This is a genomic window from Microbacterium sp. Y-01, from assembly GCF_003856715.1.
GTDB classification, from domain to species: Bacteria; Actinomycetota; Actinomycetes; order Actinomycetales; family Microbacteriaceae; genus Microbacterium; species Microbacterium algeriense.
Genome location: NZ_CP024170.1, coordinates 236,076 through 251,194, shown reverse-complemented (window position 1 = coordinate 251,194; position 15,119 = coordinate 236,076). Strand labels below are relative to the sequence as shown.

Annotated in this window: 15 protein-coding genes; 7 read left to right on the top strand and 8 right to left on the bottom strand. The window is 70.5% G+C overall.

The features are described 5' to 3' along the window. The first annotated feature begins 62 nt into the window (after positions 1–62). Entirely contained in the window at positions 63–1,016 is a 954-nt protein-coding gene (locus tag CSX12_RS01165; protein ID WP_124894565.1) for a YafY family protein, read from the top strand. Between the two features lie 20 nt (positions 1,017–1,036). On the opposite strand, the gene CSX12_RS01160 is transcribed toward CSX12_RS01165, so the two are convergent. After that, entirely contained in the window at positions 1,037–1,969 is a 933-nt protein-coding gene (locus tag CSX12_RS01160; protein ID WP_124894564.1) for a hypothetical protein, read from the bottom strand. 320 nt (positions 1,970–2,289) lie between these two features. Here CSX12_RS01160 and purL point away from each other — a divergent pair, with 320 nt between their 5' ends. The 3 genes from purL (at position 2,290) to CSX12_RS01150 (ending at position 5,989) form a co-directional block, all read left to right on the top strand. Beyond that, entirely contained in the window at positions 2,290–4,617 is a 2,328-nt protein-coding gene (purL, locus tag CSX12_RS01155; protein ID WP_124894563.1) for a phosphoribosylformylglycinamidine synthase subunit PurL, read from the top strand. Next, on the top strand, positions 4,617–4,760 hold the full coding sequence (locus tag CSX12_RS18415; RefSeq protein ID WP_017202962.1) for a hypothetical protein: 144 nt from the start codon (positions 4,617–4,619) through the stop codon (positions 4,758–4,760). Before purL ends, CSX12_RS18415 begins: the two co-directional genes overlap by 1 nt. A 503-nt stretch (positions 4,761–5,263) precedes the next feature. Further along, positions 5,264–5,989 (top strand): DUF2786 domain-containing protein, encoded by a 726-nt coding sequence (locus tag CSX12_RS01150; protein WP_164479512.1) that lies wholly within the window; start codon positions 5,264–5,266, stop codon positions 5,987–5,989. A 60-nt stretch (positions 5,990–6,049) separates the two neighbouring features. Here CSX12_RS01150 and CSX12_RS01145 read toward each other — a convergent pair whose 3' ends face one another. Then, positions 6,050–6,622, bottom strand: coding sequence for a TetR/AcrR family transcriptional regulator (locus CSX12_RS01145; protein ID WP_124894561.1), 573 nt, complete (start codon positions 6,620–6,622; stop codon positions 6,050–6,052). A gap of 68 nt (positions 6,623–6,690) precedes the next feature. Here CSX12_RS01145 and CSX12_RS01140 point away from each other — a divergent pair, with 68 nt between their 5' ends. From CSX12_RS01140 to CSX12_RS01130, 3 genes are all read left to right on the top strand, one after another. Continuing rightward, positions 6,691–9,246: an MMPL family transporter gene (locus CSX12_RS01140; protein ID WP_124894560.1), complete on the top strand. Its 2,556-nt coding sequence runs from the start codon at positions 6,691–6,693 to the stop codon at positions 9,244–9,246. Between the two features lie 61 nt (positions 9,247–9,307). After that, the gene (locus tag CSX12_RS01135) at positions 9,308–9,658 is read left to right on the top strand and encodes a TraR/DksA C4-type zinc finger protein (protein ID WP_124894559.1); all 351 of its coding nucleotides are present in this window, start codon (positions 9,308–9,310) and stop codon (positions 9,656–9,658) included. 26 nt (positions 9,659–9,684) lie between these two features. Then, positions 9,685–10,122, top strand: coding sequence for a VOC family protein (locus CSX12_RS01130; protein ID WP_017202967.1), 438 nt, complete (start codon positions 9,685–9,687; stop codon positions 10,120–10,122). Positions 10,123–10,138: 16 nt separating this feature from the next. On the opposite strand, the gene CSX12_RS01125 is transcribed toward CSX12_RS01130, so the two are convergent. From CSX12_RS01125 to CSX12_RS01100, 6 genes are all read right to left on the bottom strand, one after another. Next, positions 10,139–10,765 (bottom strand): TetR/AcrR family transcriptional regulator, encoded by a 627-nt coding sequence (locus tag CSX12_RS01125; protein WP_124894558.1) that lies wholly within the window; start codon positions 10,763–10,765, stop codon positions 10,139–10,141. After that, a complete protein-coding gene (locus tag CSX12_RS01120; protein WP_124894557.1) occupies positions 10,762–11,529 on the bottom strand; it encodes a tyrosine-protein phosphatase in 768 nt (255 codons plus the stop codon). The genes CSX12_RS01125 and CSX12_RS01120 overlap by 4 nt, the downstream gene beginning before the upstream one ends. Continuing rightward, positions 11,526–12,368: a phosphonate ABC transporter, permease protein PhnE gene (gene phnE, locus CSX12_RS01115; RefSeq protein WP_124894556.1), complete on the bottom strand. Its 843-nt coding sequence runs from the start codon at positions 12,366–12,368 to the stop codon at positions 11,526–11,528. Before phnE ends, CSX12_RS01120 begins: the two co-directional genes overlap by 4 nt. Next, complete coding sequence (locus tag CSX12_RS01110) at positions 12,352–13,194, bottom strand: phosphonate ABC transporter ATP-binding protein (RefSeq protein ID WP_017202971.1); 843 nt, start codon at positions 13,192–13,194, stop codon at positions 12,352–12,354. Before CSX12_RS01110 ends, phnE begins: the two co-directional genes overlap by 17 nt. Beyond that, positions 13,191–14,093: a phosphate/phosphite/phosphonate ABC transporter substrate-binding protein gene (phnD, locus tag CSX12_RS01105; RefSeq protein WP_124894555.1), complete on the bottom strand. Its 903-nt coding sequence runs from the start codon at positions 14,091–14,093 to the stop codon at positions 13,191–13,193. Before phnD ends, CSX12_RS01110 begins: the two co-directional genes overlap by 4 nt. A 122-nt stretch (positions 14,094–14,215) precedes the next feature. Continuing rightward, positions 14,216–15,079 (bottom strand): Gfo/Idh/MocA family oxidoreductase, encoded by an 864-nt coding sequence (locus CSX12_RS01100; RefSeq protein ID WP_124894554.1) that lies wholly within the window; start codon positions 15,077–15,079, stop codon positions 14,216–14,218. Positions 15,080–15,119 lie beyond the last annotated feature (40 nt).

Below are 15,119 nucleotides of genomic sequence, written 5' to 3'. Positions count from 1 at the left end.
GAGACAACGATCTCGACAGTAGAGGTCTGTTTCTGTCCTCTACCTGCGACAGACTGAAGAACATGACCGGAAGCTCGTCACGGATGCTCGCGCTGCTGTCGCTGCTGCAGACGCCGCGGGACTGGCCCGGCCGTGTGCTCGCCGACCGGCTGGATGTGAGCTCTCGCACCGTGCGCCGCGACGTCGATCGGCTGCGCGAGCTGGGCTATCGGATCCGCGCGATCAAGGGCCCCGACGGCGGCTACCGTCTGGACGCCGGCTCGGAACTGCCCCCGCTCCTCTTCGACGACGCGCAGGCGGTGGCGATCGCGGTCGCCCTCCAGACCGTGCCGTCGAGCGGCATCGACATCGACGAAGGCGCGGCACGCGCTCTGGCCACGGTGCGGCAGGTGATGCCCTCGCGACTGCGGCACCGCGTCGACGGCATCCGCTTCACGGGATCGGAGAACACGACCAGAGTCGATCCGGCCGTGCTCGAGGCGGCGAGCGCTGCCGTCCGGGAGCGGCAGGTGCTGCGATTCGACTACGGCGCTGACGATCGTCCCGCCCGCCGCACGGAGCCGCACGCCGTGGGCGCCCGCGAAGGACGGTGGTATCTGCTGGCGTGGGACCGGGACGCGGACGACTGGCGCACCTTCCGTCTCGACCGGATGCGGCCGCGCGTGCCGACCGGCCCGTCATTCGCTCCCCGGCCGTTGCCTGCCGCCGACGCGCAGACCTACCTCGCGGCGAGGGCCAAGGGCTCGAGCACCGAGGATCGCTGGCCGTGCACGGGCGAGGTCGTGATCGAGCTCCCGGCGCGCGAGGTGAAGCCGTGGGTCGAGGACGGGGAGCTGGAGGAGCTCGCTGATGGCTCCTGCCGCGTGCGGCTGGGCTCGTGGTCGTGGACGGGGATCCTCGCCGCCGTCGCACGGTTCGATGCGCCGTTCACGATCGTCGGACCGGAACAGCTCAAGGAGGCGGCAGGCGCTCTGGCGGAGCGCTTCACCGCGGCGGCGGGCTCCTCCTCCTCTTGATCCGCCACCCGAGCCGGGACCTACTGCGGAGAAGGACGCCCCCGGGTCAGGTGCTCGACGGCCATCGTCGCGATCGGGATCATGTCGGCGGCGGCCCGCCCGTCGTAGAACGTGAAGCGCAGCCAGTCCGGGCCGACGCGGACGTCGAGCGCGGAGCGACCGTAGAAGTCGACGCTCGAGAGCGCGGCATCCGCGCCCGCGACGGTCTCAGGGCTCGCGCCGTCCAATTCCTCGAAGGCCCACGCACCGGCTGGAAGCGTGGTCAACGAGACCAGGGTGGCGTCTTCGTAGATGTTCAGCCCCTCCGCATACAGGCAGAGCTGGCCGCCGTCCTTCACGTAGTAGACCTCCGCGGGGATGCCCCATCCACCCAGCATGGTGAAGTCGGTGATCTCGACGTGCGTGCCGAGCTCCGCGGCGACCTCCTCGGCCGTGAGCAGGCTCTCGCAGCGCGCAGCGGCGATCTCGCTCGGACCGACCTCGACCTCTCGGAGCGTGCTGGCGGCGGACGCCAGGATGCCCTCGATCGCGGCGCGGACGCGGCCTTCGTCCGCCTCGGTGATCCCTGGGGCCCTCAGCGAACCGGACATCAGGACCTCGCCGTCGCGGAGGTCGATGATGCAGGAGCTCGGATAGCAGCGGACCCCCGTTGCGCCGTTCTCACCCGCGCCGCGTTCGGCGGTGCCGTCGATGATCCGCTGCGCATCCGGGACGATGGCGATCCCCCAGTAGGCGTCCGGCGACGACTCGGGGTCGAACAGTTCGGGATCGCCCGCCGAGCAGGCGATGCCGCCCGCGCGCTGCATCATGTGCTGGGCAGGACCGGGGTACCAGTTCGGAGCGGAGGTCAGGCCCATGGCGTCCTTCTCTCCGCCGACGGAGCCACCCAGCAGGTTCGCGATCACGTCGTTCACGTCGGCGCACGTGACATCGAACGCCGCTTCGGGGGCCACGACGGGCTCCTCGGTGGGAGTAGGCGTCGGAGAAGGCGAACCCGACGCCGCCGACGGGCTCGGAGACGCCTCCGGAGCCGGCGCGCACCCGGTCAGGATCAGGACGGTCACGAGACTGAAGAGAACAAGAGGACGCACACGCACGCTGCCACCCTAGGGGCACGCGGACAGACGGCTGCGGAGCGGTACACAACGATCTGATGACGACCGCAACGCGGTGCCCGCACGCCGTCCGCCGCACCCGCACCGGCCCGAGATCTGGCCCCCACCCGCGCCGGTAGACTGAATCTGCCCCGCCGGCCCCTTCCTTTGGAGTGCGCGTGACCACCGCCCCTGCACCTTCCCCCCAGCACGTCCCCGACTCCGTCGAGAACGCGATCGCGACCCCCGAGAAGGAGCAGCCGTACGGCGCCCTCGGACTCAAGGACGACGAGTACGCGCGCATCAAGGAGATCCTCGGCCGCCGACCCACCTCGGGCGAGCTGGCGATGTACTCGGTGATGTGGTCGGAGCACTGCTCCTACAAGTCGAGCAAGAACTACCTGCGCCGCTTCGGCCAGAAGGTCTCCGACGAGATGAAGGAACGGCTCATGGTGGGCATGGGCCAGAACGCGGGCGTCGTCGACGTCGGCGAGGGCTGGGCCGTCACCTTCAAGGCCGAGTCGCACAACCACCCCTCCTTCATCGAGCCCTTCCAGGGCGCGGCCACCGGCGTCGGCGGCATCGTCCGCGACATCATCTCGATGGGCGCCCGCCCGGTCGCGGTCATGGACGCCCTGCGCTTCGGTGCGATCGACCACCCCGACACCGCCCGCGTCGTGCACGGCGTGACCAGCGGCATCAGCTTCTACGGCAACTGCCTGGGCCTTCCGAACATCGGCGGCGAGACGGTCTTCGACTCCGTCTACCAGGCCAACCCCCTCGTGAACGCGCTCGCCGTGGGCGTTCTGCGCCACGAAGACCTCAAGCTCGCCAACGCGACCGGCGTCGGCAACAAGGTCGTCCTCTTCGGCGCCCGCACGGGTGGCGACGGCATCGGCGGTGCCAGCATCCTGGCCTCCGACACGTTCGCCGACGGCGGCCCCACCAAGCGCCCCGCGGTGCAGGTGGGCGACCCCTTCGCCGAGAAGGTGCTCATCGAGTGCTGCCTCGAGCTGTACCGCGGCGAGCTCGTCGAGGCGATCCAGGACCTGGGCGCCGCCGGCATCTCGTGCGCGACCAGCGAGCTCGCGGCCAACGGCAACAGCGGCATGAAGGTCTCCCTCGACAACGTGCTGCTGCGCGACCCCACGCTCACGGCGGAGGAGATCCTCATGTCGGAGTCGCAGGAGCGCATGATGGCGATCGTCGCCCCCGAGAAGCTCGACGCCTTCATGGCGGTCGTGAACAAGTGGGAGGTCGAGACCTCCGTGCTCGGCGAGGTCACCGGCGACGGACGCCTCATCATCGACTGGCAGGGCGAGCGCATCGTCGACGTCGACCCCTCGACGGTCGCGGTCGACGGCCCCGTCTACGACCGCCCGGTCGCGTACCCGACGTGGATCGACGCCCTGCAGGCCGACGCCGCCGAGAAGCTGCCGCGCTCTTCCGAGCCGGCCGTGCTGCGCGAGCAGTTCCTCAACCTCGTCGCCTCCCCGAACCTCGCCGACACGAGCTGGATCACGAACCAGTACGACTACTACGTGCTCGGCAACACGGCCCTGAGCTTCCCCGACGACGCCGGCATGATCCGCGTGGACGAGGAGTCCGGCCTGGGCTTCTCCATCGCGACCGACGCCAACGGCCGCTACTGCCAGCTCGACCCGTACGCGGGTGCCCAGCTGGCCCTCGCCGAGGCGTACCGCAACGTCGCCGTGACGGGCGCCGTGCCGACGGCCATCACCGACTGCCTGAACTTCGGCTCCCCCGAGAACCCCGAGGTCATGTGGCAGTTCGGCCAGACCGTCGACGGCCTCGCGGACGGCTGCTACGAGCTGGGCACCCCGGTCACCGGCGGCAACGTCTCGTTCTACAACCAGACCGGCGACGTGCCGATCCACCCGACCCCGCTCGTCGGCGTGCTCGGCATCATCGACGACGTCTCCCGCCGCATCCCGTCCGGATGGCAGGACGAGGGGCAGAACATCTACCTGCTCGGCACCACGTCGACCGAGCTCTCGGGTTCCGCGTGGGCCGAGGTCGTGCACCAGCACCTCGGCGGCCTGCCTCCGAAGGTCGACCTCGCGGGCGAGAAGCGTCTCGCCGGGCTGCTCGCCGCGGCCCGTGACGAGTGGCTCATCTCCTCGGCGCACGACCTCTCCGAGGGCGGCCTCGCGCAGGCTCTGGCCGAGGGGGTCATGCGCTTCGGCGTCGGTGCCCGCGTCTGGCTGAACGAGATCATCGAGCGCGACGGCGTGGATGCCGCGACCGCCCTGTTCTCCGAGTCGACCGGTCGCGTGCTCGTGACCGTGCCGCGCGAGGACGACGTGAAGTTCCGCGGACTCTGCGAGGGACGCGGCTACCCCGTCGCCCGCATCGGGGTCACGGACAGCGAGCCGCAGCTCGAGGTGCAGGACGTCTTCACCGTCTCGGCCGCCGAGCTCCGCGAGCGCTCGCAGGCCACGCTGCCGTCGTACTTCGGTCCGACCGTCACGGAGCCGGTGGCCTGATGAGCGGCGACGGCCTCAGCGAGGACTACGGCGACCTCGGCGAGAAGCGCAACCGGCGCATCCGCATCATCGCGTGGACCGTCATCGTCGCGCTGATCCTCGGCGGCGGCGGCGCGACCGTGCTCACCCTGCTCCTCGGCTGACCCGGGCCCGCGTCGCAGATTCGCACCCGCGTCGCACATTCGCACCCGCGTCGCACATTCGCATCCGCGTCGCAGTTTCGCACCCCCGTCGCACATTCGCATCCGCGTCGCACAGATCCCGCACATCGCTGCGACCTCGGTGCGAAACTGCGACCCCGCGACGGGTCCGTGATGGCGCCCGCCTGCTGCTGAGGCCGCGACTCCCGCACTCGAGGCCGCCTCGACCACCCGCGCCGCGTCGCAGATTCGCATCCGCGTCGCACAGCTCCCGCACATGCATGCGACCTCGGCGCGAAACTGCGACCCCGCCCCCGCCGCAGCACACCCCGGCCCGCAGCCCCGGCGCCACGCCCCCGCCCCGCAGAGCCGCGGAGCCAACACCGGTTCTGCACCGCGGCGGGTTCTCTGCAACTCTCCCCGCTCTCCGGCGCGCACTCGTCGCGGCACCCGCCCCTGGGGGAACCCCCGTGAAGGATGCGAGGCACACGAACGAAGGGGATGGCATGGGCGACGGGAAGCTCGAACTGATCGAGAAGCTGCTGGCGAAGGCCGAGAGCACCACGCCGGAGGAGGCGGAGGCGCTGACGGAGCACGCCGAGCGGCTGATGCTGAAGTACGGCATCGATCAGGCGCAGGTCGATGAGCGGCGGCGACGACAGGGGCAGGCGCCCGAGGAGATCGTGCAGGAGCAGATCCTCTTCACCGGCACATACGCGCGCGACTTCCGAGAGCTCGGAACGGGCGTCGCGCTGGCCCTGGGCGCGGTCCACCCGCTTCATGCGGAACGCGGGGCGGGCTCGATCCTCTATCTCGTTGGTCATGTCTCGGATGTGGCTCAGGTGCGGAGGCTGACCGCATCCCTCGAGGTGCAGGCGAAGGTGGCGATGCGGACGTGGTGGGCGGAGCATCGCGAGAGGTATCACGCGTGTACCGAGAGCGAACGACGTCGCGCGAGGAGCGGGTTCCTCCGCGGATTCGCGGCCGGCGCGGTCGGCCGTCTCGTGGAGGCGCGGCGGGCGGTCTGGGAACACGCCGGTGACGGCACCGCTCTCGTGCTCGCCTCGCGCCGAGACCGGGTGGATGCTGCGGTCGATCGCATCCGGACGCGGAGAGGGCGGGCCCGAGGCAGCGCCGATGGCAGCGCATTCGTTCACGGGCACCACTCCGGCCGACAGGCCCACACCGGCGAAGGCGCTGTCACCCAGAGAAGAGGGGCTGACGATGAGTGACCCCGGACGTCCGTGCGACGATCACCGATTCCGGGCATCGCCCGCCTTCCCGGAGGACGCTCAGCGATCGAAGAGGTACCGCGCCAACGCGACGACCGAGTCGGGGTCGTGCGTCTCGCGTCCGAGCGACTCGACGATGATGGCCCCGAGGATCGCACGGCCGAGCTGCTCCACGGGGGCCTCCTCCGGCAGCTGTCCGTCCCGGATGCCGCCACGCAGACGCTCCGACAGGTACTTCTCCACTCCCAGGCTCTCGCCGAGGTGGGCGCCGACCGCCGCGTCTTCGGTGGCGGCGGCGACGAGCGAACGGAGCAGGGCACCGCCCTCGGGGGCTTCGAGGATGCCGAGCACGCTGCGCAGCCAGGTCTCCACGTCGGTGGCGAGGTCTCCGGTGTCGGGCACGACGAAGTCGACGGGGATGAGGCGGCCTTCGGCGAGACAGTCGGCGATGAGCGCCCCGCGCGAAGGCCACCAGCGGTAGATGGTCTGCTTGCCGACCCCGGCCTCCTTGGCGATGCCCTCGATCGTGAGGCGGTCGTACCCCTGGTTGTGGAACAGTCGTGCGGTGGCGTCGAGGATGGCCTCTCGGGCGACGGTGCTGCGCACGGGCCCGCTGCGATGCTCGTTCACCATGCGTTCAGGATAGCCACAGATCCCTAGACGAGACGTGCCGTATGCTCTTCAGGTCTGAAGGAGATCACGTGGCTGCACTGCTGTTCCGTCTGGGTTCGTTCGCTGCACGCAGGGCGTGGACGGTGATCGTCTCCTGGGTCGTGATCCTCGGCATCGGAGTCGGCGCGTTCCTCACGCTCGGCGGCACCTTGAGCAACAGCTTCGACATCCCGGGCACGGCCTCGGGCGAAGTGACCGACCAGCTCGCCGAGAAGCTTCCGGACACGGCGGGAGGCACCGGCACGGTCGTGTACCGCACCGATGACGGCGAACCCTTCACGGACGAGCAGAAGCGGGAGATCTCCGACCTCGCGGCGAGTGCCGAGGACCTCGACGGGGTCGCCTCCGTGGTCGATCCATTCGACGCACAGCAGCAGCAGGACGAGCAGGCACAGAAGCTCGCGGACGGCACGAAGCAGATCGACGACGGACGCACGCAGCTCGACGCGGGTCAGGCCCAGCTCGACGCCGGCCGCGCCCAGCTGGAGGCCGGCAAGCAGCAGCTCTCGGGCGCCCGTGCCCAGGCCGAGGCAGCCGGAGCCCCCGCAGCGCAGCTCGCCGCCCTCGATGCGCAGCTCACCGCGCTCGACGGCCAGCTCTCCGAACTCGAGGCCCAGCAGGAGACGCTCGACGCGAACCGCTCCGAGCTCGACGACAACGAGAAGCAGGTCGAGCTCGGCTCCACGCTCCTCGACCTCGCCGACGGCATCGGCGTGGTCTCCGAAGACGGCTCGACCGCGATCGTGAACATCTCGTTCGTCGACCCGCGCCTCGAACTCTCCGAAGAGGTGAAGCAGTCCGCGATCGCGCACTTCCAGGACGAGCCGATCGACGGCGTCGAGGTCGAGTTCGGCACCGACATCGCGCAGGGCGTCCCGGAGATCTTCGGCATCGGCGAGGCGGTCGGACTCGCCTTCGCCTCTGTCGTGCTGATCGTCATGCTCGGCTCCCTCGTGGCCGCCGCCCTCCCGATCGTCACCGCCATCGTCGGCGTGGGTGTCGGCGTGACGGCATCCCTGGCGTTCTCGGGTGTCGTCGACATGGCGTCGGTGACCCCGGTCCTCGGTGTCATGCTCGGGCTCGCGGTCGGCATCGACTACTCGCTCTTCATCGTGAACCGGCACCGCAAGCAGGTGCTCGCCGGCGTGCCCGTCCGCGAGTCGATCGGACTCGCCACCGGCACGTCCGGCACGGCCGTGGTCTTCGCCGGCACGACCGTGATCGTCGCGCTGCTCGCGCTCAACGTGACAGGTGTGCCGTTCCTCGGGCTCATGGGAACCGTGGGCGCCGTCTGCGTCGCGGTGGCCGTGCTCGTCGCCATCACGCTCGCCCCCGCGATCCTCGGCCTGGTCGGTCCGCGTCTGCTCAGCCGTCGGGCGCGCGCCACGATCGGCCAGGAGCACGCCGCGGGCAAGCCCGTGAAGCGCATGTCGACGCTGCGTGCCGTCGTCACCGCGGTCGTGAGCGTCGTCGCCCTGCTCATCATCGCCATCCCCGCCATATCGATGCGTCTCGGCCTGCCCGACGGTTCCAGCGAGCCGAGCGACTCGACCAGCTACCGCGCGTTCCAGACCGTCGACGAGCAGTTCGGCGAAGGTGCGAACGGTCCGCTGCTGGTGACCGCGACCCTCGACGACGCCGTGAGCGACGACGACCTCCTCGCGACGCAGGTCACGATCGCCGAGAAGATCGCCGACCAGGACGACGTGGTGGCCGTAGCACCCATCGCCGCCTCCGACGACAACACCCTGCTCGCGTTCCAGGTGCTTCCCGAGGAGGGACCGAACAGCGCGTCGACCGAGAAGCTGGTGCAGGATCTGCGCTCACTGCCCGAGATCGACGGCGGCATCACCCTCGGCGTCGCCGGCCAGGCGGCCATCAACATCGACATCTCCGAGGCCCTGGCGAACGTGCTGCCGCTGTACCTCGTGGTGGTGGTCGGACTGTCGCTGCTGATCATGATCGTGGTGTTCCGTTCGCTGCTGGTTCCCCTCATCGCGACCGGTGGCTTCGTGCTCTCGCTGTTCGCGACGTACGGCCTCATCGTGGCGGTGTTCCAGTTCGGCTGGGGCGCCGAGATCATCGGCCTGCACAGCACGGGACCGATCCTCAGCTTCCTGCCCGTGATCCTGGTCGGCATCCTGTTCGGGCTCGCGATGGACTATCAGCTGTTCCTCGCCTCCGGCATGCGGGAGGCGTTCGTGCACGGGGCCTCCGCACGCGATGCCGTGGCACAGGGCTTCCGCGCCGGACGCTCGGTCGTGATCGCCGCCGCCCTCATCATGGTGTCGGTGTTCGGCGGGTTCATCTTCTCGGAGTCGACGATCATCCGCTCGATCGGCTTCGGCCTCGCGTTCGGCGTGCTGCTCGACGCGTTCGTCGTGCGGATGCTGCTGATGCCCGCGCTCATGCACCTCCTCGGCCGTTCGGCCTGGTGGCTGCCGCGCTGGCTCGACCGGATCCTGCCGAACGTCGACATGGAGGGTGCAGCGCTCGAGCGCGACCACCCCGGCATGAAGGCCGTCGCCGTGCCGACGACGACCGACAGCATCCCGACCACCCGCGGCTCCGGCCGTTCCGCCTAGCCGCTGACCGGCGCGTCCGCGGAACGGCCCCGGCGTCGGCGGTCGCGCCTAGAGTGGGCGCATGACCGCCGACGCCCGCGAACGCCTGCACGAGCTGCGGGTCCGCGCCGAGGAGCGGATGCGGGCGACGGCCGCGACCCTCGACGAGCTCACCCACGACCGGGAGGGCTCCAACGACGACGACGAGCACGACCCCGAGGGCGTCACCCTGTCTTCGGAATGGTCGCGCCTGACGGGCCTGGCCGAAGCCGCGGCCGCCGAGCTCCGCCAGGTGGACGACGCGCTCGCCCGCGTCGATGCCGGCACCTACGGGATCTGCGCGAACTGCGGCAGGACGATCCCCGCCGCACGCCTCGAAGCCCGACCGTTCGCCGAGTACTGCGTCGCCTGCGCCGAGAAGCTCGGACACTGAGGCCGGCGCGGAGTAGCATCGCCGCCATGCCCATCGCACTCGAGAACGTCGGGATCGCCGTCCGCGACCTGGAAGCCGCCATCTCCTTCTTCACCGATCTCGGCCTCTCCGTGCTGGGGAGGGACGAGGTCAGCGGCGAGTGGGCGTCGACCGCGGTCGGACTCGACGGCAACCACGCGAAGATCGCCGTCCTGCAGACACCCGACGGTCGCGGCCAGATCGAGCTGTTCGAGTACATCCACCCCGACGCGATCGAGACGGAGCCCACCCGGCCGAACGAGATCGGCATGCACCGCATCGCCTTCTCCGTGGACGACATCGACGAGTCCCTGGCCGTGGCCGCCCGTCACGGATACCACCCGCTCCGCGGCGTCGCGAACTACCAGGACGTCTACAAGCTCACCTATCTCCGCGGTCCGAGCGGGATCGTGCTCATGCTCGCGCAAGACCTCACCCGATCCTGACCGCGGACCGGGCGGGTCAGGAGACCGTGCCGCGCCAGATCACCTCGATCGCGGCACGGAGTCGGGACACGACCGCAGGATCGCTGATCCGATCGCCCCGCACGACGAGCTGGTAGTACGCCACCCCGGCGATCGCATCGAAGCACGCCTCGACGTCGAGGTCACTCCGCAGCTCACCGCGGGCGATCCCGACCCGGAGCGCGTTCTGCAGCGGCACCCGCCGACGCGAGACGTGCGAATCCCAGTACGTCTTCTGCAGGGCGCGGTCCGACATCACGAGCCGGATCCGCTGCCGGAACCGCTCCTCGGAGTACCCCGGGGCGGACGGAGCGACGCCGTCGGCACCGAGACCCAGCCCCGTGAGGAGAACCTCCCGCAGATCCGCATCCTCGGGGTAGGCCGGGGGCACCTCGCGCCCGACGTCGAGAGCCGCAGCGATCAGGAGCGTGAGCGAGGGCCAGCGTCGATACAGCGCGGCCCTGCTCACCCCGCTGCGCGCGACCACGCGGGAGACCGTGACCTCCTCGCCCGCGTCGATGATGGCCAGCGTCGCGGCGACGATCAGCCCGTCGATGTCCTCATCCCGCGGACGGCCGGGGCGGCGGCGGACCGCAGTCCCGGCATCCGTCGTCGGCGTCGTCACGCGGCGAGCGCCCGCCCGCGCAGCCGCGCGATCGTGGCATCCGAGAGTCCGGCGGCGCGCAGCGGCGTCAGCGGGTCGCCGTGCTGGGCACGCAGCGTGTCGAGCAGGCTGCGCATCGACACGTCCATCGATCCCTCCAGCAGGGACGACGTCTTGTCGATGGCATCGGCGTCGAACCCCAGAGCCTTCCACATCGCGCCCATCACGGGGGCGGTGCGCGCCATGATCGCGACCATGTTGTCGCCGGTACGGGCGTAGTCGGTGACGATGTCCTCGTCTGCGGCACCGAGGGCCAGCAGCAGCATCGCGGCGAGCACACCCGTGCGATCGCGACCGGCGGCGCAGTGGAAGGCCGCGGTGCCCGGCGTATGCGCGATCACGTTCAGGGCGATGACCAGCTGCGGTGCCGCGCCTTCGACCATGCGCTGGTACATCAGCCCCATCGCCTCATGCGTGAGGGCAGGACGCTCCCGGTCCATCGACTCCCCCACGTCGGCGATGAGCGGAAGGTGGTGGTACGCGACGGGGTGCTGTCCGAGCGGACCGCGACCGGTGACCGAGACCTCCAGCGGCGAGCGGAGGTCGATGATGGCGGTGAGCCCGCCGGTGACGAGGCCGTCCGCGACGTCCGCCGTCACGTACGCGAGGTCGTCCGTGCGGATCGCGAGCCCCTCGCGGAGCACACCGCCGTCGATCGCGATGCCGCCGAGGTCGCGCAGGTTGACCGGTGCGCTGAGGACGAGCTCGGTGTCGATGATGGTCATGTGATTCTCCTTCGGATGAGGGCGCTGCCCTGGTCGATCAGCGTGACGAGCACGATGATGCAGATGATGATGGCGCTGAGGTGGCCGTAGTCGTACATGCGCATGGCCGTGGTCAGCTCCAGGCCGATGCCGCCGGCGCCGACGAGGCCGAGGATCGTCGCGCCGCGCACGTTCCCCTCGAACAGCAGCAGCGTGTAGGAGGTGAGCAGCGGTGCGGCCTGCGGCAGGATGCCGTACTGGATGACCTGCCGCTTCGACGCGCCGACCGCCTCCATGGCGACGACGGGGCCGCGGTCGACCTGTTCCATGGCCTCGGCGAAGATCTTGCCGATCGAGCCGATGGATCCGAGCGTCATGGCCAGGATGCCCGCGAACGGACCGAGCCCGACCGCCGAGACGAACATCAGCGCGAAGACCAGGTCGGGCACCGAGCGGATGATGTTCATGATCCACCGCGTGGGGTAGTACAGCCACCTCGGTGCGAGCGTGGAGGTGGCGCCGAACGCGACGATCAGGGACAGCACGGCGCCGAGGACCGTGCCGACGACGGCCATCTGGAACGTCTCGAGCAGCAGCGCCAGGATCGTGCCGATCTTGGAGAAGTCCGGCGGGAACAGGCGGGAGAGGAACTCGCCCATGTTGACCGCGCCCTCGCCGAGCTTCACGAAGTTGAACTGGGCGCCGTTGAACGACCAGAGCAGCAGGAGGAACGCGACGGGGAGGCCGATCAGGAAGCGGGCGCGCGGCACCCGGAAGGCGCTCTCGAGGCGGGCCCGCTCCGCCGGGTCGAGCCGCGGACGAGCCGTGCGGTCGGCGCGCGGCTCAGTGGTGGTCGTCATCGCGGTGCTCCTCGTCGTCGTACAGCGGTTCCAGGGCGGCGGCTTCGAGCTGGGACGTGACGCCCGAGACGAGCATCTCGCCGTGCCGCAGCCCCACGATGCGGTCGCTGTGCGCGAGCGCGAGCGGCAGCACGTGCAGGCTCACCAGCACCGGGATGCCGTCCTGCGTGGCGATCTCCCGCAGCAGTCCCAGCACCGAGTCGGCGAGTTTCGGGTCGAGCGAGGCGACCGGCTCGTCGGCGAGGATCACGGCGGGCCGCTGCATGAGCGCCCGGGCGATCGCCACGCGCTGCTGCTGTCCGCCGGAGAGCGACCGGGCGGGGGCGGACGCCTTGTGCGCTATGCCGACCCGATCGAGCAGCTCCAGTGCCCGGCGCCGGTGCGCGCTCGAGAACCCGCCGGCGAGGTTGATCGGCCCGGCCCCGTGCAGCGCACCGGTGAGGACGTTGGTCAGGACGCTCAGCCGCGGGATCAGGTTGAACTGCTGGAACACCTGCCCGACCTCGGAGCGCAGGGTGCGCAGTTCGCCGCGGGCGAGGTTCGTGACGTCGTGGCCGGCGACGCGGACGGAGCCTGCGGACACCGGGGCGAACCCGGTCAGACTGCGCATCAGCGTCGACTTGCCGGAGCCCGAGGCGCCGAGCAGAGCGACCATCTCGCCGGGGAAGAGGTCGAGGTCGACCCCGTCCAGCACGGTCGTGGCGTCGTACGCGACCTTCAGCCCGCGGACGGTGACAAGGGGAAGGGCCTGTCGCACCTCGGCCGTCGGCGTGCGCATCTCGTCTCGCTCCGCCGGAGCTGCCACCCGGGTGGGAGCGACGGTCACTGGAGGTCCTTGAGCTCGACGCCGGCGACGGCCGCGATCTCCGCGAACGACTCGAAGTCCGTGCTCTCCGGGTCGACGCTCTGCGGCGCGGCCGCGAAGGAGCCGTACGCCCCGAGCCGCTCGGCGTTCTCGGGCGAGAACACCTCGGCGATGCCGTCCTGGATCACCTTGCGGGTCTCGGCATCGAGCGACTGGCGTCCGAGCACCGCGCCCTGGATGTCCATCGCCGGGCTCTCGCCCACCGCGCGCCACTCGCCGTCGGCGAAGGGGAACATCGGGGCGCCGAGCTGGGTCAGCATGACGGCGGTGCACGCGGCATCCACCTGTCCCTGCTCCAGCGCCGCGAAGCTGCCCTCGTGGCCGCCCGCGAAGATCGCCTCGTAGTCCTCGCCCTGTTCGAGACCCGCCTCGTGCAGCATGTAGACGGGCATGAAGTACCCCGAGCTGGAGGCCTGATCGGCGAAGGCCACGGTCTTGCCCTCGAGGTCCTCGACCGTCTGGATCGGCGAGTCGTCGAGCACGACGCAGGTCGACACCGGCTTGCCGTCGCCCTGGAACGCGACCAGCGCATCCACCTCTCCGGTGTTGACGGCGAGCGCGGAAGGGAAGCCGCTCATGATGCCGATGTCGACGTGGTCGGCGCGGATGGCCTCGACGACGCTGAGGTAGTCGGGGACGTCGGTGATCTCGACGTCCCGGCCGGTCGCCTTCTCGAGCAGCTCGGCGAACACCTCGATCGGGTTCTCGGCGGTGGGGTCCTCGCCGACCGGGATGGTGGCGATCGTGATCGGGGCGTCGGGGTCGGCCGGGGCCGCCTCGGCGGTCGGGCTCTGGCACCCGGTGAGAGCGAGGGCGGCCACGCCCAGGAGGCCGACGACGGGCAGGGTGAAGCGGCGCATGATGACCTTTCGGGAGGAAGATGTCTCGGCATTCCGAGAACATCGGTATTCCAACTCCCGAAGGTGACGCGCAATTACGAGACCGCCGTACTCCGAATGGAACGCTCGGTGAACGAACGGTGTCAGTGCGCCCGGGGGAGCTCCGCCGCGATCCTCTCGAGGACGACGATCGGAGCCAGCATCTCCGCCGCGGACAACGGTTGACGGCCGGAGACGAGCATGTCGACGAAGGCATCCGCCGCCGGCTTCATGTACCCGGGCCCGACGGCGATGTCGCGGCTCACGATGCCCTCCCGTCCGACGGCGGCGACGTGGAAGGGCACCTGGGTCGTCGCGGTCGGGCGGATCAGCTCCAGCGACACCGGCACTCCCCGCAGCCGGTAGGTGGCGACGACGCCGTCGGGGAGCGCGTCGACGGCGACGTGCTCCGGCTCGCCCGGGAGCAGCCGCTGAGCGAGATCCGCGACATGGATGCCGTAGAAGAAGAGCCCTCCGTGCGGATGCCCGGCGTCGGCGGGTCCGGTCACCCGCACCGACTGCAGCGCGCCGATCCGCGACACCCCGTCGGCCGCCGCAGCCATCTCCGCCGACCAGCGCAGCGTGGACGACGAGGTGAGCGCGGCGCCACCCCGCTCCGCCGCCGCGACGATCTCCCCCGCATCGACGGCCGAGGTGGCGAGAGGCTTGTCCACCCAGACCGGCGTGCCCGCTTCGAGGAACGGCACCGCCTGCGCCCGGTGCTGGGCGCCGTCCCTGGACGTCACCACGACGCCGTCGACCTCGCCCCGCAGTTCGGCCGGGTCGTCGACGATCCGATCGATACCGCCGAGGGCAGCGAGGAACCGCGTACGCTCCGCGTCCGGATGCGCCACCAGGGCCTGCACCCGGACGGACGCATCCGCGGCCGCATCGACGTTCAGATGGCGGATGATCTCCTCGGCATGGCTGCTCTCCAGCCCGACGATCGCGACGTTCCTCGGTGGCATGCTTCCATCCTCGTGCACGCGTGCGCGGCCACGGCCCCGC